This is a genomic window from Vibrio sp. Hep-1b-8 (assembly GCF_006124995.1).
In the GTDB taxonomy this organism is placed as follows: Bacteria; Pseudomonadota; Gammaproteobacteria; order Enterobacterales; family Vibrionaceae; genus Vibrio.
Genome location: NZ_QEWN01000117.1, coordinates 1 through 23,546, shown reverse-complemented (window position 1 = coordinate 23,546; position 23,546 = coordinate 1). Strand labels below are relative to the sequence as shown.

Below are 23,546 nucleotides of genomic sequence, written 5' to 3'. Positions count from 1 at the left end.
AGCTTTTGATTAAACGCGATAATGTTCGATTTCATGGTGAAGCAGTTCGGTGAGCTCGGCTAACTCTTGTGTCGCCGCACTGCTTTGCTCCGCTCCCACCGCTGTTTGATTGGAAATTTCGCTGATACTCGATATGTTACTGTTTATCTCTTCAGTCACTAGACTTTGTTGTTCTGCGGCAGTCGCAATTTGGACATTCATCGCCGTGATTTGATCGACACTCGACTTAATCAAATTGAGTGCATCGCCTGCTTCACGAGCTTTTTCAACCGTAGACAACGCATTTTGCGCGCCGATTTCTAAACGTTGAGTCGATTCACGGCTGCCATTTTGCAAACGCTGAATGGTCTCGAGTATCTCTTGCGTTGACTGTTGAGTTCGACTGGCGAGTGTTCGTACTTCGTCAGCCACCACCGCAAAACCTCGCCCTTGTTCTCCTGCCCGCGCCGCTTCGATAGCGGCGTTGAGTGCCAGCAAGTTAGTTTGTTCTGAAATCCCCTGAATCACATCGACCACACTGCCGATCTCTTCTGAGTGCTTCGCCAACTGGTGCATCGCGTTGACTGAGTCTTGCATTTCTCTCGATAGTTTTTCAATCAAGTCGATACTTTCCGTCACCACTTTCTGACCGCTTTCAGCGGCCTGATCCGCCTGTTCAGAAGCTTGTGCCGCTGATGAGGCGCTTTGCGCTACTTCATGAACCGTAGCGGTAAACTCATTGATGGCTGTTGCGATTTGCTCGGTTTGCGCTTGCTGCGTCAGGATATTTTGTTTGGTCTGTACTGCGACGGCCGAGCTCTCTTCGGCAGAGCGTGCTAATTGACTGATGGAATCACGGTTGGTCTGCACAACATGCTGAAAACTGCTCACAATATTGTTGACTGAGTCAGCAATACGAGCAAACTCATCGTTTCCACTCAGAGATAAACGCTGGGTCAGATCCCCTTGGGCAATTTGCCCTGAAGAGGCCTCTAGTTGGGTCACGGCAGCGTTAATGCGTTTTACTACTACGGTGGAAAGGGCAATGATCACGACCAGAGAAATCAGTGTGATACCGCTTACCGCAACGATAAAGTGACGGGTGTTTTCATTGGCCTGATTGAAACTGTTTTTACCTTCGTTTACCTGCATTGTGAAAAAGGTTTCTGCGAATTTGTAAGCCTCGTTAAACAACGGATTTATCTCACTCAGAAGGATGAGGTTGGAGCCGTTAAAGTCACCAGAATTCAATTTGGCGATGGCGGGTTCAAAACCTTGGTTGGTAATATCGTCAATGACTTTTGCTAGATTAGTGACAACGGTTTTTTCTTCTGCGCCAAGCTCGGACTTTAATAGTTCGTTATCAATAATATGATGCAAGGTTTTCAGTGAGGTCTGAATCTGATCAATATGGAACTGCAAAGGGTGGTCATGCATTGCTGCCGTGTCCGATGAAGGATCATGTTGAAATGAGAGTAGCAATGCGCTTCGGGCATTACTTAGTTCGTCAATGACTCGACTGGTTCTTATAGTATGTTGCATCCCTTGGCTATACAGTTCTTCAATAAAACTGGCAGATGTCTGCATACCGGATATGCCTTTATAGCCTAAGACCAAGAAGGCAATGAAGGTCAGTAAGATCGCCAATTTTAGTTTGGTACTTACTTTAGCGAACAGCGAGGAGAAACCTTTGCGGTTGAGTTGTGTGTTTTCCGGACTCTGCTCTCGCGAAACTGATGTCATGACGTATCCTCAATTAGTATATTTATTTTTCCTAATATTAGATAAGTTGGATGAACTAATCCTCTCTTCAAATTGACTCAGATCATCAAAATAATTTTCTTGTTATGAGCTAGCCCTAAAGTGTTAGGTCGCGCATGTTTTTAGAGCCCAAGATGAAATAGTCATTAGCGTGATGAATGGAAGCAAAAAGGCTTCCTTAAAGGAAGCCTTGTGATTTTGTGTGGCTGACTGAATGTGAGTCATGCGGTTTCGCGGTGATATTGGCAACGATCGTGCGTTTCGCCATAGTATCCGCCCCGATGCTTTAAAGTGTTGTGATAACGTCTTCAATAGGCAAACGAGCTTTTGGCAGACCGTGGTTATAGTCTTCACCGTCTTTGTGGTAGCCCATTGCAAGTGCAAAATCACATACGTATCCGTCTAGCTCTTCTTTGAATACATCACCGATTAGCTCGGCATCAACCCCTTCCATTGGTGTCGAAGCAATCCCCAAGCGTGCCAGTGTGTGTAAGGTATTACCTAGGGCAATGTAAGTTTGAGCTTTCGTCCAATTTCCGTTGTAGCCTGCCTCATCGGTATTCAGTTCAGCAAAACCGAATGCGCCATTTAGCATGTCGTTGTATCGCTCTGCTGGTAAATGACCTGATGTCACTTCAGCATCGACAACTTTTTTGTACTGCTCTTTGGTATAACGTGGGTTATGGGCAAACAAAATCGTATGTGATGCTTCTTTTGCGTGTGGTTGATTAAACGCAAACTTATTGGCAAACGTGTCGTGAAATCTTTGTTTTGCTTCATCACTCTCTAGCACGATAAATTTCCATGGTTGCGAGTTAATTGATGAAGCAGATAGGTGGATCGCTTGCTTGATGGTTTCGATATCCTGCGCTGAAATGCGTTTGGTCGCGTCATATTTTTTAGCGGTGTAGCGAGTTTCTAAATCTTTGATAATTGGATGAGTCATATGGGCTCCTAACTTTCTCTATATTGGCGCCAATTGCCGTCAGCGTCTCTTGATGAGGGTAATTTACGTCATGATAACTAACGGAAAAATAGCGATATTTGCCAATCACTATGGAACTTTTTGTCCATAATGCAGCGTGGCAAGGAGTCGGTTAGAAACGCATAAAAATTAAAAACGGGCCTCGCTATGAGACCCGTTGTCAACGTTGAGCGGAGCAACAAAGGGCTAGATAGGTACCACAAGGATATCAACGGGAGATGCATCGACTAAATGTTTGGAGTAAGAGACAATTTTGCTCCAAAAATCGTGGTGGTGACCACAGAGCAAGAGATCGACGTTATTATTTTCGATCGTATTCGCTAATTTATCGGCTAGGTCTCCCGAGCCAAGCAGGATGTGCTTAATAGGGAATGCGCTGTACGATTCAAATGAGCGGATTTGTTCAATGGTGTGCTCACCAAACGGCGGATGATTCGTCTCGGTTTGAAGGTCGACAACTTCTGGGTAAATCTCCCCGTGAGAGCCATCAATATGGATAAATGAAACCTCGGCATTCGTCAGTTTTGCCAAGTAGACCGCTTTATCGACTAACACTTTACTTTCGTCAGTAAGCTCAAGCGCAACAAGAATATGTTTGTAGTTCATAAACATGACCTTCTAGTGAATATCCTAATCTAAGCATAAACCTTGAGGTTGGATAAAGGTGCCGTCAAGATCTCGAAAATGCCAAAAGCTTACATAAAAAGGCCAACAAAATAGGAAATATAAATTAATTATCCCGACCTCATTTGTTTGGCTAGGCTAGGTCTACAATGGTGGGCAGATAAACGACGGACTAGGAACTGAACATGACCACATTCCCGACCAATTTTCTTTGGGGTGGCTCATCGACCCTAAAGGGCTACGTATACTGCTTAACTTTTTGTACGACCGCTACCAAAAGCCATTATTTGTGGTGGAGAATGGTCTTGGAGCTCGCGATGAAATCGATGACAACGGCCAAATCAATGACGATTATCGAATCGCTTATCTCAATGATCATTTGGTTCAGGCTCACGAAGCGATGTTAGATGGCGTTGAGCTGATGGGATTCACCAGTTGGGGGCCCATTGATTTGGTGGCCAACTCAACCGCCGAGATGAGCAAGCGATACGGATTTATCTACGTTGATAGGCATGATGATGGACACGGTAGTTTAGAACGAAAACGCAAAAAGAGTTTTTTCTGGTACCAACAGGTGATTGCCACTCATGGTGCTAGCCTTACGCAGAAATAGCCAAACATTATTCCATACAAGTAAAAGGAGCCGTTATGAGGCTCCTTTTTATTCACACCGACGTTCGACAAATGCACTGAGAAAATGATCGCCTTTAGTTTTTTGTATTCTCACATAGTAAGAAATGTAGCATTATTTTGTTTATAAATTCCTACCAAGTAAGAATACAATTTGAACACTATCAATCGAAAACGCTACAACAATAGCGTGAACTCTATGAAACAGAATAGCGGACAGGTTAACGAAAAAGTTCTTCAACTATTAATGCAGGTGGCGGTCAATGATGAGCCGATCACAGCCAAACAGTTGAGTGAACAATTAGGCACACCGATCAGTAGTCTTTACCGTCATTTGAAGTTGCTAAAAGAGTGGAATCTGATCGAGGAAAGTCCAAATGACAAAACCTTGATCATCGGTCCAGCAGCACTGCTATTGATGCGCAGTTATGAAACGAGTCAACACGACTTAGATGTCGTTGACGCAGTGTTGAACCGCTTACAGAAACAGACGGGTGAGATGGCGGCTTATATGGTGCCTGTTGGTTACAGAGCATTGTGTGTGAGTCGCAAAGAGAGCATGCAGGCGCTTCGTTGCAGCTACGTCCAGGGTCAAAGTCAACCCCTGTTACGAGGCGCCTCATCCAAAGTTATGTTGGCTTATATGCCAGCAACGCGATGTGAAAAAATCTTGCGCTATTTTGGGGAACAAGAACGCCACGAACAGTGGAAGCTGGAATTGGAGCAAATCCGCAATCAGGGATATGCCGTTAGCACCTCAGAAATTGACTCTGGTGTTTCTGGTATCAGCGCACCAGTAATGAAAGGCTCCAAACTGATCGGTGCAATTTCAGTAATGGCTCCTGCTCATCGAGTTCAATTAAATCAACAGAGGATCATTCTTCACGTACTTCAAGCAGCGAGGGCATTGCCCCCAGAAAGGTAATTCATATGTTTGGCCTATTTCGACGTAATAAAGATCAAAATCTCACAGGGATGTTGTCTCATCGTTTAGCTCTTCTCACGGTTAGTGAAAAGCTCAAGCCGATGAAGCTGGTGGATTTCGAAATGGCCGATCAAAGCTTGGAAGAGATTTATCAGTGGATTGAAGAGCTGGATGGTTTTAGCTGGTTAAATGGTGGGCACTACAACCTTACTGCTCAGCCAGTGACCAAATACCAGCATCAGTTGAGCCGTTACCTTGGCACTGAGACATTGCCAGTTGTGTTTACTAATAACAGTGAAACCTTGCTCCACTCGTTGCCTCTGTTGCATTCCTCTAGACAAGAGCTTGGCATTGTTCATATTGGTCGAGACTTTGAACTCAAGGCGTCACTAGAACCCGTTCAAGGCAGCGCATACCATTTTGCTCTTGCTCGCTACAATGAGTGCCGTCTGTTCTGCCTAGGGGTTGATATTAACCAGCATACAGAGCGTTTGTTAGAATACGCTGAAGACTTAGGTTGTGATTGGATGACGGGTGAAGAATGCAGCTTCAGTCATCGTTTTCAAGTCAAGAATCAGTTGGCGAGCTTTTTAGCGCACTGTAATGATGTGGTAGTAAACATCGACTTATCTTGCCTCTACCCAGTCTCGAGATTGGAGCAAGGAACGGCATTGGATGTGCAGATGGTCAATCGTATGATTCGTCAGTTACTGATTTCCGGAAAGGTGCGTCAGGTACAATTGGTGGGTTATAAAGATAAACATCTTTACTCAAAACAGACGCAAAGCATCATGCATGAGTTAACTCAGCTGTTTCCTTTCAGCCATAGAGCAGCCTAATTTTCATTGCGATAAAAACACAAAAGCTGGCGGTTAAGCCAGCTTAGTACGGTGGGTTAGCACATTAAGATGATTTGCTCGCGTCTTTGTTCGACTCTTTCCAGTATTGAATGCGTACGCGATGCAATTGTGCTTTTCTCATTTTCTTCATGATAATCCCTCACTTAAAAAACAAACATGCTCCTCAATGAGCTTATGTGAATGTAGTTCCTCATGAACAATCAACAATGTAGCTACCAAATCTGAAAAGATCTAGGTTTTTGATCACATTTTTTTGTACGTATTACACTATTTATCAGTCAAAAGTGAACCATAGCGCACTTTAATGAAGTTGAAATGTAAATTCACTCTTTGTGTCTATTTTTATTAATCAATATGAAACAATGGCTTAACTTGTTTGTCATGCTGACTATCTACGATCTGCGCCAAAGAGATAAAAACTACTCAAGCAAGGAGTCAGCAATGTGGGATCGTGACAGTCAGGATTCTCAATTCAGCCAAATGATCGACGCGTGTTTATCACGTCGTCGTTTTTTAGCTGGTACCGCAGCCGTTAGTGCAAGTGCATTTCTTTCACTAAACCCAATTACTAAAGCTTTTGCCGCTAACAACGACAGTTCACTGCTCAACTTTGAAGCGGTTCCTGCTTCGACGGCCGATGCGTTTATTGTACCTAAAGGGTACAAAGCAACGCCGCTGCTGTCGTGGGGAGACCCTATTTTCCCAGATGCCCCTGAGTTTGACCCGAGTGGTAAGCAAGGTTCTAAGGCTCAATTGCGTCAGTTTGGTGATAACACGGATGGGATGAGCCTATTTCCTATTAGCGAAGACCGAGCGGTTATCGCGGTAAATAATGAATACACCAATTACGATCTACTGTTTGATCATGGTGGTAAAGCCATGACTGCCGACGATGTGTTAAAAGCTCAGGCTGCACACGGTGTTACGGTATTTGAAATCATTCGAAAAGGCGGTGAGTGGAAGCTGGATAAAAATGGCATGCGAAACCGCAGAATTACAGCCAACACTGAAATGAAACTCACCGGGCCTGCGGCTGGTCATGATTTAATGAAAACTGAGCTGGATCCTTCGGGAATGAAGCCGCTGGGCACGTTTAATAACTGCGCGAATGGTCAAACGCCTTGGGGAACATACCTAACTTGTGAAGAGAACTTCAATGGCTACTTTGGTACTAGAGCGAGTGCTGATCTTAGCGCTGACCACAAGCGCTACGGCATTAAAGCATCGCCAAGTAAGTATCAGTGGCATGATACAGATGAGCGCTTTGATGTTGCCAAGCATCCGAATGAACCTCACCGCTTTGGTTGGGTAGTAGAAATTGACCCGAATGACCCTACATCAACCCCACTGAAGCGCACGGCTTTAGGCCGATTTAAACATGAAAATGCTGCACTATTGGTGGATGACAGCGGTCATGTTGTGGTGTACCTAGGCGATGATGAGCGTGGTGAGCACCTGTACAAATTTGTCTCTAAGAACACATACCAGCCGGGTAATGACCAAGCGAATCGCAATCTACTTGAAGAAGGCACATTGTATGTGGCGAAATTCGAGATGGATGATAAACAACTGCGCGGTAAAGGTCAGTGGATCGAGCTTACGCATGGTAAAAATGGGCTAACAAAGCAGAATGGTTTTATGGATCAGGCTGAAGTGATGATCTTTGCTCGTCGTGCGGCAACGCAAGTGGGGGCAACAACCATGGATCGTCCTGAGTGGGTCGCGGTTCACCCAGATAACAAGCATGTATTCTGCACCTTAACCAACAACAAAAACCGTGGTGTTAAAGAGGGACAGCCTGTAGGTGGTCCTAACCCGCGTAAAGAAAACCACTATGGTCAGATTGTGCGTTGGATGCCGAAGAACGGATCTCACATCAGTGACAATTTTGAATGGGATCTCTACTTGATTGCCGGTAACCCACAAGTGCATCAGGGTAGCCTGTATGCAGGCAGTGACAACATTAATGCAGATAACATGTTCAACAGCCCTGATGGTATTGGTTTTGATAGCGCGGGTCGCTTGTGGATTCAAACCGACGGCAATTACTCGAACAAAGGAAATTTTGCGGGTCAAGGTAACAACCAAATGTTGTGTGGTGATCCTATGACGGGCGAAGTGCGTCGTTTCCTTACTGGCCCAGTTGCTTGTGAGATTACCGGCCTTACTTTTTCATCAGACTATAAAACCATGTTTGTTGGTGTTCAGCACCCAGGTGAAGATGGGGCACCTTCGAACTTCCCTGGCGGGGGTAGCACTAAACCGCGTTCAACTATTATGGCGATTACCCGAGAAGATGGTGGCGTGATTGGCGCATAAACACTCATAAACTGGGTTTTAAAACGGGGCTTTGTGCCCCGTTTTTGTGTTGCTACAGGCGAGTTTGCGATAATTATGCATGTGTAGGCATAAAATTTGTGATCATCTATTCATTCACCACTAAATATAGTTGCTTCACGTGTACGGTATCACTATATTGAAAAGGTATCTCAGTAACTTAAAGGTGTAGAGAATCGAGTAAACTCCCAAAGTAAATACGAATAAACTGAACCCAAATCGACACACAGGGCTTAACGAACCCATCGTTAAGAGTGAATCGACAAACGTAATAGAACTAAGTATTTCCGTAGGCCTTTTGCTTTATCTTTCTCAAAAAGTCACATCTTCAAGTTATCGATACTTTGTTGATAACCACGGAGGAGGTTTGGTTATGCTATCACTTGGTCTTGTCGCTTTAGGCGTATTCGTATTCTTTTGCAGTTGGATAGTTCAACATGGTGTCCCCGTGTTGGGAATGAAACTCGATGAAGACGATTTGTTGCTGATCTCCGAGATGTCTGGTGAAGATGTTCTCGAGGCGTAAATGATGAAAAGTACAAAACACGTGAAAAAGGAGCCAGTGGCTCCTTTTTGCGTTTTATCCCTCTCAACTAATTCAACTGATTTTTCATGACTTGCCTAATGGTGTCAAAGCGAGCCGGAATTTGTCGGTGTCGTTTAGTCAGCAGATAGAGAGTTTCAATCACTTCACTTTTGGGCTGGTAGACGGCGATTTGCTCTTTGAGTGGAAAAGCCTCTAGAGCGCTTTTAGGCAAGATAGTAAACCCATGTCCTTGCGCGACAGGCAATAAAATCTGACTCAGTTGATTGATGTATCCCGTCGTCGGGATTTGATTGATATTGATCGCGGCAAGTTGGCTTTCCCCGCAGCGTGAAAAATAGAGCGACAAATAGTGTTCGGCATCAGGGTGTCTGATCAGTCCGAGCTCTTTAAGCGCTTTTTCATCGAGTTTTTTGGTCATCTTTTCTTTAGGTAGCATCAGGCATAACGGCTCAGAACCAAACTTATGTGAATCAATACGTGGGTCAGTAGGCTCGTTTGCCACAATCCCCAAATCGACCTCGCCCTTGATGACGTCGGCAAGGATTTTGTGGTGAGGAGCCGCTTCCAGCAGGGGAATCAGCTCTGGGTGTTTACATTGTAAATTGAGCAGATGAGGGTAGAGCAGTAACGCCAGTGAACCCGAACAAGAGACAGACACCAGACCACTGTACGGATCGTCTTGGCTAAGTGAACTCAACATCTTTTTTTGTTCAGATTCTAGTTGGTTGGCGTAGTCATAGACTGTCCTTCCCGCTTCTGTGACGACAAATGTTTTGTTGTGTCTTTCGATTAACGCATGTCCGCAGATGTGTTCTAGTTTTTTGATATGCTGACTGACACCGGGTTGCGTCATAAACAGTTTTTCTGCGGTTTTGGTGAAGTGGCCGGTATCAACCAAAGTGACAAATGTTTTTAGCCAAGAAGGATTTAGCATCAATACGGTCCATAACAAAAAATTATCTAACCTAGTTTAGGTGATAACACATTGTTTTGGTAGGGGAAGCGAGCCTAGGCTCGCCGTACGATTTACGCTGCGTTGAGCTCTATCGCTAACGCTTTTCCATTGCCGCGAAATTGATCTATGGTCGAGGCAAATGACGTGGAGATATTGAGTAAGCGTGAGTCGGGATGCTCGGCCAGATATCGGCTCTTTCCCTCATCACTTTCTAACTTGTCCCAATCGCGATGAATCGAACGGGCAAAGTGTAAGGTGGTGGCCATTTTAGGTGAAATCTCTGCGTCGCGTGGTTGGTCAAAATTGGCGATGGCGTCAATCATGACATCTGGGAAGTGCCAGCTCTTGGCTAACTTAGCTCCTAATGCTGGCGCAGTGATATCAAGAATCTCTTCCTGAACTGCGATGGCATTTTCTCCTGCTTCTACCCGAGCGGTGATGATTTTGGCCTGTTCTGGAACCAGCGCATGGATCATCAGTTCACCGATATTGTGCAAGATACCTGTGGTAAAAGCTTCGTCTCCATCCATATCGGTCACATTGGCGATCTTACTGGCAATAATGGAAACTTCAAACGTCTCTTCCCAGTATTTACTGATATCTAAGGTTGGTAGCTTAGGAAATACCCCTGACAGCACTGAAACCACAACTAACGCTCTCACCGGTGCAGTACCAACGCGAACCAGTGCCTCGTTGACTGAGGATATCGTTTTGTTTCCGCCAAAATGCGCAGAGTTGACTAATCTGAGTAAGCGTGCACTCAAGACCTGATCGGTGGCAATTTTATTGGCAAGAAGTCTGAAGTCAACGTCGTCTTTGGTCACCATGTCTAGCAGTTCTTGAAGAATTTTTTGAATCCTTGGTAGCTCGTTCAAACGAGATAGTAGTGCCTCATGGCTCATAATTCTCTCCTTATTCCCGTGAGCTAAACTACTATAGTTCACAATGGACGCCCCCTCCATCTGACGGATAAATAATTGATGTAATCGGTGAAAGTTTATTGTTATGATTTGTGACCAATAGTCGGGGAGCCTGCCCAATAGGATTAAGGCTGAGATCGCAAAGCGAGACCCGTTGAACCTGATTCAGTTAGCACTGGCGTAGGGAACTATATGTATATCGACCGTTCGGTTGTCATACTGGCATTCGATGGAGAAATCGGCTCATTGAGCTCTCTCTGCTTATCGCCATAGGTTCTTGTACGTCTTGTTGTAGGAGCCAAAATGCCACACTCTCAAGACACACCACCTATTGTACTCACTATTGCCGGCTCAGATAGCGGTGGTGGTGCTGGTATCCAAGCCGACATTAAGGCGATATCCGCGACGGGCAGTTATGCCTGTTCAGTCATTACGGCGGTTACCTCGCAAAATACACTCGGTGTTAGTGCCATTCATCCTATCCCTGTCGAACATATTGAGAGCCAACTCGACGCTGTTTTCTCCGATCTTAATGTGGTTGCTGTCAAAGTTGGAATGCTCGCGGACGCTGATATCATCGCGATGGTTGCGAGAAAAATTCGTCACTATCAACCCAAGTATTTAGTGGTGGATCCGGTCATGGTTGCAACCAGTGGTGCCCCGTTATTAGCCCAACCGGCGGTCGAAACATTGAAACAGCAGCTTCTTCCTTTAGCGGACTTGATTACCCCGAACTTGCCTGAATGTGCCGCTTTGACTGGGAGGGATATTCCTCACAATGAAAGCCAGATGACGGAGACGATCGATGCACTCAAAGCGCTAGGCGCTAAAGCGGTATTACTCAAAGGTGGCCACTTGAAGAAAACGGATAAGAGCAGCGATCTGTTGATTGAGCAAAACAGCAGCGAAGTGTTGAGCGCCAAACGAATTGAAACCAAAAATACCCATGGCACGGGGTGTACTCTCTCATCAGCGATTGCCTCTTATTTAGCTCAGGGTCATCGCCTACATAAGGCGGTGTGTCTCGGCAAACAATATATCTCTCAAGCCATCTCTCACGCTGATCAGCTTAAAGTGGGGCAAGGACATGGCCCTGTAAACCATTTCTTCTGTGGTCATGTCAATGTTCGCTAGCCGCATGAGTGATAAAGTCTCAAAGCGTGATCGGATTGGTGGAGGTGAGTTAACTTTCACCAATTTGACATTGAACTGATAATTTCTGCCAGTGAAGTAAACTACTATTCCTTCTCCTCTTGTGCTGCTGTGAATCTATATCGTGAAAAATCTGTTGAAAAATAAGCGTGATGGTCTGGTGCTGCTTGTGGCATTTTTGCTGGTTATCGCGCCGATGTCGTTAATTGTGAGTCATATTGATCTACTCAGTGAAGTGAATGACTTTACTGGGATAGTTTTCTCCGTACTGACTGATTCTGCGGGTTCTTCAGGTTTTTTGTTTTCACTTTCGCTTTTGGTGTTTATCACTTGGCGAATAATAGGCAACCATCCAGAATTCATTAATAAAATGGTGCAACTAGCGATTATTCTGGTGATCGGTTTTGCTGCTAAAACGGGCTTAAAGCATTTGACCGAAAGCCCACGCCCATACACCGAGTTGCTCGCGCATCAGTTACTCATCCCCAAACCAGAACACTTCTACAAACTAGACTCCTTGCAAAAATCTCAAGTGATAGATGAGATTTCGCAACAAGTCACCGAGTGGAGAACCCGTCACTGGCAGGGCGAAAAAGACTACTCATTTCCATCAGGACACACGATTTTTGCGGCGATTTGTTTAGCGTTTTTTGGTGGTATCTTTGTTAGCAATAAACGCTACACACTTACGGCTTTACTCGGTTGTTGGGCTGTCGCTGTTGCCTATAGTCGATTGTGGTTAGGTATGCATAGGCCTATCGATTTAGTCGGCTCTATTGTATTCGTTGCGGCGGTTTATGCTGCTGTTCCCCGATTTGATTGGGCAGTCAATAAGCTGCTTTCTAGGCGGATGAGTACGACTCACTAGCCAAGTAGTGGAGAATTGATTATAAATTTTAGTTATTATTTTTATAATTAATGATAATTTCAAGTAATTTTCCGCACGCCATATACTCTCCTCATCGAAACAAACAAATGAAATGTATTTGGAGCAGATTATGAAAATGAATCACGTGGGCATCATGGTTGGCGATATGGATCAAGCGGTTGAGTTCTACACTCAAGCTCTAGGTCTTAGCATTGTAATGAACAATACTAAAGTTGTTGAAGAACGCGAGACGGCGATTGGTCGCATGTGTATCGCAGTATTCGGTGAAGGATTTAAAGGTTTCAACATCGCCCACTTAGTGACAACTGATGGCATCGGCGTGGAACTATTTGAAATGAAAGAGCGTCAGGTACGTCATGAGGTTGATTTCTCGCGCTTGGGTATCTTCCACTTCTGTCTACAAACAGATGACTTCGAAGCTGTGATGGAAAAAGTTGAGAAGTTTGGCGGTAAGGTACGTATGGATGTGATGCGCTACCATCCAGAAGACGACAGCAAGCCAGCAAAAATGGTTTACCTAGAAGACCCGTTTGGTAACTTGTTCGAGCTTTACTCACATACTTATGAAGAGACATACGCTTCAGATTACGAGTAATTGTCCACGATTTTAGAGAGGATTGGTGCAGCACCAATCCTTTTTTCTTGTCATATACTCTTGACCTTTACCTAGGGGTAAGGATTAACATCCATAGTTCATAGATAAAGGTACGCCATGACTCATCCACTTAAATCATTAATGATTGTGATTTTCAGCATTGTTGCAATGTTGATGTCGAGTTATGCCGCCAGTTCTCCGTCGATGGTTTCGATGATGTTCGCTATGGACTCCAGTGTGCAGATGTCGCATCAGCAACATGCCTCTGACCAGCCTGAATCTTTACAGACAACCAAAACGGATTGCCACTCTTTCGTTGAAGAACTTCGAAGTTCACACTCAATGGATAAGCAACCATCAACAAATACGGTGAGTTGTTCTAGTTCAGGTGATGGCCCGCATCGCTGTTGTGTTTCAGCTTGTTCGACGACCTTCTACCCTATCCAACATACTCAGTCTCTGAGTGATATTACCTATTCGCTTGCTTTGCATTATCCGCTTACCATTGGTAACAAGATCATGCGTCCACAAAGCTTCCTGCGTCCACCTTCCGCTTAGTTCTTAAATTACAACTCTTTTCTCTTGGTACTGACTGTATTTTCAGCCTGTTCAGGAGTTTCAATTGTGTCTTCAAACAATGAGTAATTATTGTGAATTTAGAACCAAGATTCGTCGCACTGGTAGTCAGTGTGAGTTTGGCGACTTTGCCTGCGTTTGCTTTCGCTCATCAAAAAGGAAATGAAGCGGGTCAAAGAGAGGTCGCAACTAAACAACTGACGTCTCTGATTGAGGCGGCGTTATCCCACGATGGCAACCGAACCGAGTTTTCCGCCAAGGCACAAGCAATGCGTGCAAATGGCATAGCCAGTGCCACTTTGATGGATCCCAAGCTGAAAGTCGGTGTGGGTGGCTTACCCGTAGATAGCTTTCAGTTCGATAAAGATCCTATGACCAATATCTCTGTTGGTTTGATGCAGCAGTTTGAGCGCGGGTCAACGCTAGAGCTCAAGCAAAAGCAAGCTAACCAGCAAGCGGATGGTCTGACGGCGCAAATAGAAGTCAGAGAACGTGAAGTCGCCAATCAGATGACTCAGCTATGGCTAGAATTGGGCTATTTGCAACACGCACAGCGATTATTGGATGAAAATCGTCGTCTGATGGTCGAGATGGAGCAATATCTTCAGACCAATTATTCAATTGGCAAAAGCGAAGCTCAAAACTTGCTCAATGCGCAACTTCAAGTCAATAAGCTCGATGAAAAACTACAGGCCAACCGCCAGCAACAACGTCGAATTGTGGCTCAGCTTTCGGAGTGGCTCGGGTCTCAATGGCTCGATAGTGCTTCTTCCCTCAAGGCAAGTAATCAACTCAACTGGGCGGTGTTAGATAGCAAACTCGCTCAGGCTGGTCAGTCAAACCATCTGTATCCGCTGCTCAATCAGCACCCGATGATCAAGATGGCTGAACTGAATGTGTCAGTTAATCAGACTCAGGTAGAGATGGCAGAGCAGGCTTATACGCCACAGTTTGGCGTTGAAGTGATGTACGCCTATCGACAGGCCAACGGTATGAATGGACAACCAGCTTCGGATCTTGTCAGTGCTTACCTGACGATGGATATTCCTCTGTTTACTGGCAACCGTCAGGACAACAACCTCGCCGCGGCTCAGTATCAGGTTGGGGCGGCGTTATCCCAGAAAGATACCCTGTTAGCGCAAATGAATGCACAAGCGAATGCCTTGCTCAATGACCGTTCTAACTTAAACGAACGGATCGAACGATACCAATCCAGCTTAATTCCTCAAGCTTCTTCTCGTACTGAGGCGGTTGAACGTGGCTATCAAAATAATACCGCACAGTTCAGTGATGTTATCTCTGCGACGACCGATGAGTTGGCATTGCAGCTTGAACTAGAACGGCTAATGACAGATTGGAATAGGGTGAGCAGCCAGTTGGCCGCCTTATTGGGAGGGTTTGAATATCAGATTACGCCTCCGGCTCAGCGCATGAAAAATTAAAGGAACAGAAGATGACGACATTTAAAGTAGCCAGCGTGGCTTTAGTAGTGGGTGGCGTATTGGGCTTTGCGGCCAGCATGTATTTGCCGAGTGCAAACCATGATATGAGTGTGGCGCAAGCTTCAGAATCTGTCTCTAACAGTGAGCCTCTGTACTGGGTTGCTCCGATGGATCCAAACTACAAGCGTGATAAACCGGGTAAGTCACCGATGGGGATGGATCTTATCCCCGTTTATGCAGAAGACCAAAATAACGGAGCCAGCCAACCTGGTACCGTTACTATCGATCCCTCGGTGGAGAACAATCTAGGCGTGAAAACCGCACAGGTAGAGCTTGCAGAACTTGCGCCTCGTATTGAAACGGTTGGTTATATCGCCTTTGATGAAAGTAACCTATGGCAGACCAACGTACGCGTGTCTGGTTGGGTTGAAAAACTCTATATCAACGCGGTCGGTGAAAAAGTTGAAAAAGGCAGTGTGCTGTTTTCTCTTTACTCTCCTGAACTGATCAAAGCACAAGAAGAGTTACTCAGTGCCCATCAGACTCAACGTAAGGGCATGATTAAAGGGGCTACTGAGCGATTAGTCACCCTTGGTGTCGATAGGGCGCAAATCAGTGACATCGTGCGCCGTGGTCAGGCTCAGCAGACCATCGAAATTAAAGCGCCAGCGGATGGTGTCATTGCTAGCCTGAATATTCGTGAAGGTGGCTACCTATCTCCGGCTCAAGCAGTCATTAGTGCTGGACCGCTGAAAGAGGTTTGGGTCGATGCTGAAGTGTTTGAGCGACAGGCTCATTGGATAAAACAGGGCAGCAGTGCGTCGATGACACTTGATGCCATCCCAGGTGGTGAGTGGCAGGGTGAGGTCGACTATGTCTATCCGATCCTTGACCCTAATACGCGAACGTTACGCGTGCGTCTGAAGTTCCCAAATCCTCACGGGGAACTGAAACCGAATATGTTTGCCAATGTTGCTCTTAAACCTATAAGTAGCGAAAAAGTGCTGACCATTCCTCGCTCATCGGTAATCCGTTCTGGAGGCATGGCTCGTGTGGTACTGGCTGAAGGTGAAGGAAATTATCGCTCTGCACGTATCGAAGTCGGTCGTGAAGCTGGCGATAAAGTCGAAGTGCTTAAAGGGCTTGAACAAGGGCAAGCGATCGTCACCTCGGCTCACTTCCTGCTTGATTCTGAATCAAGTCAAAGTGCAGATCTGTCAAGAATCAACGGTGTAGAAGCACCCGCTGAAACGGTTTGGGCGCAAGGTGAAATAACGGATGTTATGGCACAGCACCGAATGTTAACAATCAGCCATCAGCCAGTTCCTGAATGGAATTGGCCAGGCATGGTGATGAACTTTGATCTCGCGGAAGGTGTTGACATTGATGCGCTGGCTCAAGGGCTGGCGTTGGAGTTTGCAATGCAGAAGACGCCAGAAGGCAAATATCAGATCGTCGACTACAAGGTTGGCGATGGCCTTGTTGCGGCTGAAGTATGGATGAGTGGTGATATATCGATGCTGATGGCCGATTTCAATATGATCACTTTAAAGCATCTGCCTGTCGCCGAGTGGGGCTGGCAAGCGGGTGAAATGAACTTTTCTGTTGGAGATGAAGTGGATCTTTCTGGTTTTGAGGAAGGTGAGAAAGTTCGATTTCTAGTGGCTAAAGAAGGCACCGATTATCAATTGAAGCAACTGGTTCGCGCTAAGGAGGCATTATGATAGGTGCCATTATCCGTTGGTCAATCAGTAATCGTTTACTGGTATTGCTGGCGACTGCCGCACTGATCTTGGCGGGTCTTTACAGTGTAAAAAATACGCCAGTGGATGCGATTCCAGATCTCTCTGATGTGCAGGTGATCATTAAGACCAGCTATCCGGGACAGGCTCCACAAGTGGTTGAAGATCAAGTTACCTATCCCTTAACGACAGCCATGCTGGCTGTGCCGGGCGCTGAAACGGTACGGGGTTACTCATTTTTTGGTGACTCGTATGTTTACATCATCTTTAACGATGATACCGACATGTACTGGGCACGCTCGCGAGTTTTAGAGTACTTGAGTCAAGTTGCTCCTAATTTGCCTGCAAGCGCCAAGCCGACGTTAGGTCCAGATGCGACAGGGGTTGGCTGGGTCTACAGCTACGTTTTACAGGATAAAACAGGCCAGCACGATTTAGCGCAACTTCGTAGTTTGCAGGACTGGTTCCTCAAATATGAGCTGCAAACCGTAGCGGGTGTATCTGAAGTCGCTACCGTTGGCGGTATGGTCAAGCAGTATCAGGTGCAAATTGACCCTGCCAAGCTGCGTGCCTACGACCTCACCCTGCAACAAGTCAATATGGCGATTCAAAATGGTAACCAAGAGACGGGCGCATCAGTGGTTGAAGTGGCCGAAGCTGAGCATATGGTTCGCACCACAGGTTATCTCTCGAGCATAGAAGATATCCAGGCACTGCCACTAAAAGTGACCCAAAAAGGTACCCCGTTGCTGCTTGGTGATATTGCCGACATCAACATCGGGCCGCAAATGCGTCGTGGTATATCGGAACTGAACGGTGAAGGGGAAGCGGTTGGTGGCGTGATCGTGATGCGCTTTGGTGAGAATGCCAGTCAGGTGATTGCGAACGTCAAAGACAAGCTCAATGAGCTACAGCGAAGCTTACCGGAAGGGGTTGAGATTGTTGCGACTTATGACCGTTCAACACTGATCGATTCGGCGGTCGAAAACTTGTGGAAGAAACTGGCGGAAGAGTTCATCGTCGTGGCGATAGTTTGCGCTCTGTTTTTATTCCATATTCGTTCTTCGCTTGTTATCGCCTTGAGCTTACCGGTTGGTATCTTATCTGCATTTATCATCATGCATTGGCAAGGCATCAACGCCAACATCATGTCACTGGGGGGGATTGCGATTGCCATCGGCGCCATGGTTGATGGGGCGATCGTCATGATCGAGAACGTGCACAAGCATATAGAACGCACACCACTAACGGATAAGAACCGTTGGCAGGTTATTGGTGATGCCGCTCAGGAAGTGGGTGCGCCATTGTTCTTCTCATTGTTAATTATTACCTTGAGCTTTGTGCCTGTATTTGCACTGGAAGGCCAGGAAGGCAAGATGTTTTCGCCACTCGCCTTTACCAAAACTTACGCCATGGCAGCGGCAGCAGGTCTTGCGATCACCTTAGTGCCAGTATTGATGGGCTATTTCATTCGAGGCAAAGTTCTGCCTGAAGATAAAAACCCAATCAATAGGGGACTCATCGCGCTCTACAAACCTATGCTTAACTTCAGCCTAAAGTACCCTAAAAGTGTTTTGCTGCTGGCAATGGCATTGATGGCATCGGCCTACTATCCGACAGCTAAGCTAGGCAGTGAGTTTATTCCTCCTTTGGATGAGGGAGATTTGATGTACATGCCGACCACTTACCCAGGGATCTCGATAGGTAAAGCACGTGAGCTACTGCAACAAACCAACAAGCTGATCATGACCGTCCCTGAAGTGGAAACTGCATGGGGCAAGATTGGTCGAGCGGACACGGCGACTGACCCAGCACCTCTCACCATGATTGAAACCGTGATTCAGTTGAAACCGCGCGATCAATGGCGTGAAGGGGTTACAACGGAATCGCTACGTCGGGAGTTTGATCAACTGGTGCAATTCCCTGGTTTGACTAACGCATGGGTCATGCCGATCAAAACACGTATCGACATGCTGGCGACCGGGATTAAGACCCCGATTGGCATCAAGATCTCAGGTCCACAATTGAGTGAAATTGAGAAAATTGGTGCTCAGTTAGAGCCTATCTTAAATCAGGTGACGGGGACGGCCTCTGTCTATGCTGAGCGTGTTGCTGGTGGTCGCTATGTCACGATTGATATCAAGCGCAGAGCGGCTGCCCGTTATGGCCTAAGTATCAAAGATGTACAGCAGGTGGTTTCCACAGCAGTCGGCGGCATGAATGTCGGGGAAACCATTGAAGGGTTAGAGCGCTATCCAATCAACGTTCGTTATCCTCAAGACTACCGTGATTCAGTGGTCAAATTGCAGAACCTGCCTCTGGTGACGCCCAACGGCGCTCGTATTGCACTGGCGGATGTTGCTGATATTCGTTATGAAGACGGCCCTCCGATGATCAAGACCGAAAACGCACGTCCAAATGGTTGGGTATTTGTTGATATTGATGGTCGAGATCTGGGTTCTTATGTTGCCGACGCACAACAGGCGGTGGCAGAGCAGCTTGTGCTCCCTGCGGGTTACTCGTTGGTTTGGTCGGGACAGTACGAATACATGGAACGCGCTAAAGAACGCTTGGGCGTTGTGGTTCCAATCACCATCGCCATCATCATGCTGCTGCTCTACTTCAGCTTCCGTCGTATTGGCGAAGTGCTGATCATCATGATGACTTTGCCACTTGCGATGGTCGGTGGCTTATGGCTGATGCACTACCTTGGTTACAACTTCTCGATAGCAGTAGGGGTTGGATTTATTGCCTTGGCCGGTGTCGCGGTCGAGATTGGGGTCATCATGTTGGTTTACCTCAATCAGGCATGGCATTACACCAAACTAGCAGCCTCGGATAATCAGCAGCCACTGCAACTGGAAGATCTCACCGACGCAATTCGCCAAGGTGCGGGACTCCGCGTCCGTCCTGTAATGATGACCGTACTGACCGTCATTATTGGCTTGATACCGATTATGTACGGCCAAGGAACGGGGTCTGAAGTGATGCAACGTATTGCCGCACCGATGATTGGTGGTATGGCATCAGCACTACTGCTTACTCTGTTGGTGTTACCAGCGATTTTCAAATTGTGGAAGCAGCGAGAAGTGGCTGCTCAACCAAATAAACAATAACCCTACGACTTGATCAGCCTCCGGATGTTCTGAGGCCGAACTAAACTAGAAATTAAGGAAAGAACAATGAAAATGAAAAAGACACTACTATCAATCATGTTAAGCGTTACTGCGATGGGCGCACAGGCCAATGTTGATCACGCTAATATGAATCATGGTGAGATGGGCGCTTCGAAAATGGACCACTCTATGATGATGAATATGGAAGGGATGTCGGATGTCGGCATGCCAGCAAAAGGCGCAAAACCTGACAAAGTGGTTCACGTGCTTTTAAGTGATGATATGAAAATTCGCTTTAAACAAGACGTGAAAATTGAGCCAAATGACGTGGTTCAGTTTGTTGTGTTAAACACCGGCAAAATGAATCATGAGTTCACTATTGGCTCGGAACAGGAGCAACTGAAGCACCGTGAAATGATGAAAACCATGAGTGCAGGTCATATGCACGACTCAGGAAACTCAGTTACCGTTGAACCTGGTAAAGCCAAGCAACTGCTATGGCATTTCCATGGCGATAGCAATGTAGAGCTAGCCTGTAATATTGCCGGTCACGCTGAAGCGGGCATGGTTAAGAAGATGGCGCTTTAGTCTCCATCTTTATTCCAAAAAGGCAGCCAAGGCTGCCTTTTTTGGGAGTGATGGCTAGCCAAAGATGAAGCTATACAAGAAGCTGCGCCAGCGTAGTGTGCGCTCAGCTCAGCTCAGTTGGGATGAATCCATAGATTAATGAACCAATCGCGACCTTGGTTATACAATTGAGTGGCAATGAAGGATCAATGATTGCTATTGATCAATAGTTCGATTATTTTGGAAATATCTGTTTTTTTTATTGGAGTCTTCCATGGATCTTGAAATGGCTGCGAAGGCGCTTAAAGAACTCGGTCATCCGGTGCGTCTGTCCATCTATAAAAGTGTTGTAAAAGCTGGTTACCAAGGCATTACCGTGGGTGCATTGCAAGAGAAATTAGCGATACCAGGGTCGACTCTGTCTCACCATATTTCAAGTTTGGCGTCAGTAGGATTAATTAGTCAACGCCGTGAAGGACGAACACTTTACTGTGTGACCGACTACAAATGTCTCGAAGATGTCATTGGATTTCTCCAAGATGAATGCTGTGCAGACGAGCAATGCGCAACTCAATTTCAAGCTCAAGGAGAGAACTTATGATTACAGCGTTGTACGCAGCGATTCTCGCATCATTGATGATTTGGCTATCGATTCAGGTCATCAAGCAACGGCGCAAAGCACAGGTAAAGTACTCTGATGGTGGTGTTGATGCGCTCACCATTGCGCGCAGTGCCCATAGCAATGCCGTCGATTATACTCCCATTACGCTGATCATGATGGCGACGCTAGAATACAATGGTGCAAGTGTATGGCTGATTCACTTATGTGGCGTGGTATTTGTAGTAGGTCGAGTGATGCATGCCAAAGGAATTTTAGCGGATGGGCTAAAAGGACGTATTGGCGGAATGAAATTGACGTTTCTGGCGATGGCAGCACTGATTGTGCTCAATATCATTCACTTACCTTTCGACAAAATGTGGTAGTGATTTAGCCGCCGGTGCAGCAAACGAAAAGCGATGGTCATCACCATCGCTTTTTTGTTGGGGAGTTATCTGAATAAAAAATGGTAGAGAGGTGTTCTCTCCAACCCTTTCACCAACAAGAATGTCAGGACTGTTGCGCCAAATAGCAGCAGCATATCTTTTGCAAACCCCGTTAATGCCAGCATGCCCGCGATATTCATCATCACAATGATCATCGGCAGGTGCGCAACATAGAGTGGCAACACGGAGTTTGACTGAGCAGTTAACCAGCGTCCCGTCCCAAAGTTTGGTTTTGCTAATAGCCACATAAAGCAGCCTGTTCCCCAAACGAAGGTGCCGAACAGGTAGTCATTCGCGTTAAAGGGTTGCTCGAAACGAGTGAGCTGCCAAGCCTCGAAAAAATGTAACGCCATACCGGTAAATGCGAGCAGTAAAGCCTGCTTGGCTGTCATCGACAGACCGCGCTGACGTATCTCAAAGCCGATCGCAAACAACAAGGTACTAAAAAACGGCCCATTACGAGTGAAAAAGGGAGCAGGTAGTTCAGTTAATGCTTGATAACTGCCCGCTAGCACACCGTAAAAGTATAAAGCGGCACCGATAGGGATAAACAGTGCCAGCTTGTTGAACTTAGCCAGTAAAGCCGCAATGGCCGCAGCACAGATTAATGCTGGAATAAACCACAGGTGAACGAGACCGCCTTCAAGCAGGGAGTTAAGAGGCGATTGTGCCAGGTAGCCCCAGTACCCTTGATGCTCGGCCAGATACCCAGATTCTGCCACTGTACCTAGATTGAAAGGCATCACTAAAGTGATAACACTCCAGACAATGAATACACGCAGAAGCGGGGAGACATAACGTTGTAATGTTTCTAGCGGAGCTGCCACTAGCTTAGGTTGGATCAAGTAACCAGATATAAGGAAAAACAGTGGCACAGCAAAACGAGTAGACTGATTAAACACGTATCCTATCCAAGGGTTTTCATCGAACTGCCAATAGGTTAAAAACATCTGACAATGCATGGCGGCAATCGCCAAAATAGCGATCACTCGACCGAGCTCAATACTTTGAATTTTCTTACTTACCATAACGACAAAAAATTAACTGAAAGTAGCGAACGTATACCAGCAAACCAGGGTTAATGACGCAACCTAAATCAAGTTGTTGTACTGTAGCGGCAATATTCAGCGGTGATTTGCGAGGCGGCTCAATAAGTGCAACACCGATTTTCAATCAAAGTAACGCGCAGTGCGTATGGAAAGGTAAGTAATGTGTGCGGAAGCTGTGGATGGGTTTTGTTTCCTAATTCGATTTCAGTTAAAAACGCGCCTAACATGACTGGTTGTTAGGCGATCACCATCACCTGATATATCAATGATTTTCCGACGTGTCTGCTTAAGCAAGCTGGGAAGTACATTAGCATCGGTTACGTTAGATAAGCTCTGAATCGACCTACTTTTTCTAATCAGCATAATGTCTATGAAAGTGGGGTCTTACCAACTTCGCCAACTAGTTCGAATAGGCCGTCTTATTTTCATTTTTTAACCTACCGAAGAAACCTGTTCTCTGTTAGAGTCACCGTCAACTACGCTATTGAATAAAGACACCCACAGATCGCATGTGATTGATGGATTTTTATTCACCCTTAGAACTCATTTTAGGAATCCCTAGTGACTAACAACGAAATTTTACGTCGTATCCAACACGCGTTAAACCTTAAAAACGCACAGATCATGAAAGCTTTCGAGCAGGCCGAAGTCATTGTGGCTCAAGATAAAGTCACAAACTGGTTAAAAGATGAAAGCGACAAATCTTGCGTTAAGATGAAGGATCAAGAGTTGGCGGTATTCTTAAATGGCTTTATTAACCTCAAGCGAGGCAAAAAAGACGGCGAGCAACCTAAGCCAAAAGTTACGTTGACCAACAACATGATTCTCATGAAGCTGCGCATTGCGCTAGA

At 46.0% G+C, this 23,546-nt stretch carries 22 protein-coding genes and 1 riboswitch; of the genes, 16 read left to right on the top strand and 6 right to left on the bottom strand.

The window, feature by feature from the left end; translation table 11 throughout:
- Positions 1-9 precede the first annotated feature (9 nt).
- From DA100_RS16015 to DA100_RS16005, 3 genes are all read right to left on the bottom strand, one after another.
- A complete protein-coding gene (locus DA100_RS16015; protein ID WP_138973045.1) occupies positions 10-1,722 on the bottom strand; it encodes a methyl-accepting chemotaxis protein in 1,713 nt (570 codons plus the stop codon).
- A 304-nt stretch (positions 1,723-2,026) separates the two neighbouring features.
- A complete protein-coding gene (locus DA100_RS16010) occupies positions 2,027-2,686 on the bottom strand; it encodes a nitroreductase family protein (RefSeq protein WP_138973044.1) in 660 nt (219 codons plus the stop codon).
- A gap of 225 nt (positions 2,687-2,911) precedes the next feature.
- Positions 2,912-3,331, bottom strand: a complete 420-nt coding sequence (locus DA100_RS16005) for a universal stress protein (RefSeq protein WP_138973043.1) — start codon at positions 3,329-3,331, stop codon at positions 2,912-2,914.
- A 178-nt stretch (positions 3,332-3,509) separates the two neighbouring features.
- On the opposite strand from DA100_RS16005, the gene DA100_RS16000 reads away from it, so the two are divergent.
- The 5 genes from DA100_RS16000 to DA100_RS21035 all read left to right on the top strand — a co-directional run bounded on the left by DA100_RS16000 (position 3,510) and on the right by DA100_RS21035 (position 8,627).
- A complete protein-coding gene (locus DA100_RS16000) occupies positions 3,510-3,962 on the top strand; it encodes a family 1 glycosylhydrolase (protein ID WP_276608350.1) in 453 nt (150 codons plus the stop codon).
- A gap of 207 nt (positions 3,963-4,169) precedes the next feature.
- Positions 4,170-4,904 (top strand): IclR family transcriptional regulator, encoded by a 735-nt coding sequence (locus DA100_RS15995; RefSeq protein WP_138973074.1) that lies wholly within the window; start codon positions 4,170-4,172, stop codon positions 4,902-4,904.
- Between the two features lie 5 nt (positions 4,905-4,909).
- Positions 4,910-5,743, top strand: coding sequence for an arginase (locus DA100_RS15990; protein ID WP_138973042.1), 834 nt, complete (start codon positions 4,910-4,912; stop codon positions 5,741-5,743).
- 462 nt (positions 5,744-6,205) lie between these two features.
- A complete protein-coding gene (locus tag DA100_RS15985; protein WP_138973073.1) occupies positions 6,206-8,083 on the top strand; it encodes a PhoX family phosphatase in 1,878 nt (625 codons plus the stop codon).
- 391 nt (positions 8,084-8,474) lie between these two features.
- Positions 8,475-8,627, top strand: a complete 153-nt coding sequence (locus tag DA100_RS21035) for a hypothetical protein (protein ID WP_171052237.1) — start codon at positions 8,475-8,477, stop codon at positions 8,625-8,627.
- 67 nt (positions 8,628-8,694) lie between these two features.
- Here DA100_RS21035 and DA100_RS15980 read toward each other — a convergent pair whose 3' ends face one another.
- Positions 8,695-9,582 (bottom strand): LysR family transcriptional regulator, encoded by an 888-nt coding sequence (locus tag DA100_RS15980; RefSeq protein ID WP_138973041.1) that lies wholly within the window; start codon positions 9,580-9,582, stop codon positions 8,695-8,697.
- A 92-nt stretch (positions 9,583-9,674) separates the two neighbouring features.
- Positions 9,675-10,505 carry an HDOD domain-containing protein gene (locus tag DA100_RS15975; RefSeq protein ID WP_138973040.1) on the bottom strand — a complete coding sequence of 277 codons (831 nt, stop codon included), beginning with the start codon at positions 10,503-10,505 and terminating at the stop codon, positions 9,675-9,677.
- A 112-nt stretch (positions 10,506-10,617) separates the two neighbouring features.
- Positions 10,618-10,727: riboswitch (TPP riboswitch) on the top strand.
- 99 nt (positions 10,728-10,826) lie between these two features.
- Between DA100_RS15975 and thiD the strand changes: the two genes are divergently transcribed.
- The 10 genes from thiD to DA100_RS15925 all read left to right on the top strand — a co-directional run bounded on the left by thiD (position 10,827) and on the right by DA100_RS15925 (position 21,586).
- On the top strand, positions 10,827-11,657 hold the full coding sequence (gene thiD / locus DA100_RS15970) for a bifunctional hydroxymethylpyrimidine kinase/phosphomethylpyrimidine kinase (RefSeq protein ID WP_138973039.1): 831 nt from the start codon (positions 10,827-10,829) through the stop codon (positions 11,655-11,657).
- Between the two features lie 142 nt (positions 11,658-11,799).
- A complete protein-coding gene (locus tag DA100_RS15965; RefSeq protein ID WP_138973038.1) occupies positions 11,800-12,543 on the top strand; it encodes a phosphatase PAP2 family protein in 744 nt (247 codons plus the stop codon).
- A 130-nt stretch (positions 12,544-12,673) separates the two neighbouring features.
- Positions 12,674-13,159: a VOC family protein gene (locus DA100_RS15960; RefSeq protein ID WP_138973037.1), complete on the top strand. Its 486-nt coding sequence runs from the start codon at positions 12,674-12,676 to the stop codon at positions 13,157-13,159.
- Between the two features lie 117 nt (positions 13,160-13,276).
- Complete coding sequence (locus DA100_RS15955; RefSeq protein WP_138973036.1) at positions 13,277-13,717, top strand: hypothetical protein; 441 nt, start codon at positions 13,277-13,279, stop codon at positions 13,715-13,717.
- 146 nt (positions 13,718-13,863) lie between these two features.
- Complete coding sequence (locus tag DA100_RS15950; RefSeq protein WP_240800945.1) at positions 13,864-15,177, top strand: TolC family protein; 1,314 nt, start codon at positions 13,864-13,866, stop codon at positions 15,175-15,177.
- Positions 15,178-15,188: 11 nt separating this feature from the next.
- Complete coding sequence (locus DA100_RS15945; protein WP_138973034.1) at positions 15,189-16,901, top strand: efflux RND transporter periplasmic adaptor subunit; 1,713 nt, start codon at positions 15,189-15,191, stop codon at positions 16,899-16,901.
- Complete coding sequence (locus DA100_RS15940) at positions 16,898-20,035, top strand: efflux RND transporter permease subunit (protein WP_138973033.1); 3,138 nt, start codon at positions 16,898-16,900, stop codon at positions 20,033-20,035. The genes DA100_RS15945 and DA100_RS15940 overlap by 4 nt, the downstream gene beginning before the upstream one ends.
- Before the next feature lie 72 nt (positions 20,036-20,107).
- Positions 20,108-20,623 carry a copper-binding protein gene (locus DA100_RS15935; RefSeq protein ID WP_138973072.1) on the top strand — a complete coding sequence of 172 codons (516 nt, stop codon included), beginning with the start codon at positions 20,108-20,110 and terminating at the stop codon, positions 20,621-20,623.
- 253 nt (positions 20,624-20,876) lie between these two features.
- A complete protein-coding gene (locus DA100_RS15930; RefSeq protein WP_138973032.1) occupies positions 20,877-21,203 on the top strand; it encodes a helix-turn-helix domain-containing protein in 327 nt (108 codons plus the stop codon).
- On the top strand, positions 21,200-21,586 hold the full coding sequence (locus tag DA100_RS15925) for an MAPEG family protein (protein WP_138973031.1): 387 nt from the start codon (positions 21,200-21,202) through the stop codon (positions 21,584-21,586). The genes DA100_RS15930 and DA100_RS15925 overlap by 4 nt, the downstream gene beginning before the upstream one ends.
- Positions 21,587-21,651: 65 nt before the next feature.
- Here the strand turns inward: DA100_RS15925 and DA100_RS15920 are convergent, their stop codons facing one another.
- On the bottom strand, positions 21,652-22,674 hold the full coding sequence (locus DA100_RS15920; protein WP_138973030.1) for an acyltransferase family protein: 1,023 nt from the start codon (positions 22,672-22,674) through the stop codon (positions 21,652-21,654).
- A gap of 582 nt (positions 22,675-23,256) precedes the next feature.
- Between DA100_RS15920 and DA100_RS15910 the strand changes: the two genes are divergently transcribed.
- The coding region (locus DA100_RS15910) for a DUF1456 family protein (protein WP_138973029.1) at positions 23,257-23,546 on the top strand (290 nt) is incomplete at its 3' end.

Coding starts and splice junctions, on each gene's coding strand:
- DA100_RS16015 (WP_138973045.1), bottom strand. CDS start 1,722: ATGACATCAGTTTCGCGAGAGCAGAGTCCGGAAAACACACAACTCAAC.
- DA100_RS16010 (WP_138973044.1), bottom strand. CDS start 2,686: ATGACTCATCCAATTATCAAAGATTTAGAAACTCGCTACACCGCTAAA.
- DA100_RS16005 (WP_138973043.1), bottom strand. CDS start 3,331: ATGAACTACAAACATATTCTTGTTGCGCTTGAGCTTACTGACGAAAGT.
- DA100_RS15990 (WP_138973042.1), top strand. CDS start 4,910: ATGTTTGGCCTATTTCGACGTAATAAAGATCAAAATCTCACAGGGATG.
- DA100_RS15985 (WP_138973073.1), top strand. CDS start 6,206: ATGTGGGATCGTGACAGTCAGGATTCTCAATTCAGCCAAATGATCGAC.
- DA100_RS21035 (WP_171052237.1), top strand. CDS start 8,475: ATGCTATCACTTGGTCTTGTCGCTTTAGGCGTATTCGTATTCTTTTGC.
- DA100_RS15980 (WP_138973041.1), bottom strand. CDS start 9,582: ATGCTAAATCCTTCTTGGCTAAAAACATTTGTCACTTTGGTTGATACC.
- DA100_RS15975 (WP_138973040.1), bottom strand. CDS start 10,505: ATGAGCCATGAGGCACTACTATCTCGTTTGAACGAGCTACCAAGGATT.
- thiD (WP_138973039.1), top strand. CDS start 10,827: ATGCCACACTCTCAAGACACACCACCTATTGTACTCACTATTGCCGGC.
- DA100_RS15960 (WP_138973037.1), top strand. CDS start 12,674: ATGAAAATGAATCACGTGGGCATCATGGTTGGCGATATGGATCAAGCG.
- DA100_RS15955 (WP_138973036.1), top strand. CDS start 13,277: ATGACTCATCCACTTAAATCATTAATGATTGTGATTTTCAGCATTGTT.
- DA100_RS15945 (WP_138973034.1), top strand. CDS start 15,189: ATGACGACATTTAAAGTAGCCAGCGTGGCTTTAGTAGTGGGTGGCGTA.
- DA100_RS15940 (WP_138973033.1), top strand. CDS start 16,898: ATGATAGGTGCCATTATCCGTTGGTCAATCAGTAATCGTTTACTGGTA.
- DA100_RS15935 (WP_138973072.1), top strand. CDS start 20,108: ATGAAAAAGACACTACTATCAATCATGTTAAGCGTTACTGCGATGGGC.
- DA100_RS15930 (WP_138973032.1), top strand. CDS start 20,877: ATGGATCTTGAAATGGCTGCGAAGGCGCTTAAAGAACTCGGTCATCCG.
- DA100_RS15925 (WP_138973031.1), top strand. CDS start 21,200: ATGATTACAGCGTTGTACGCAGCGATTCTCGCATCATTGATGATTTGG.
- DA100_RS15920 (WP_138973030.1), bottom strand. CDS start 22,674: ATGGTAAGTAAGAAAATTCAAAGTATTGAGCTCGGTCGAGTGATCGCT.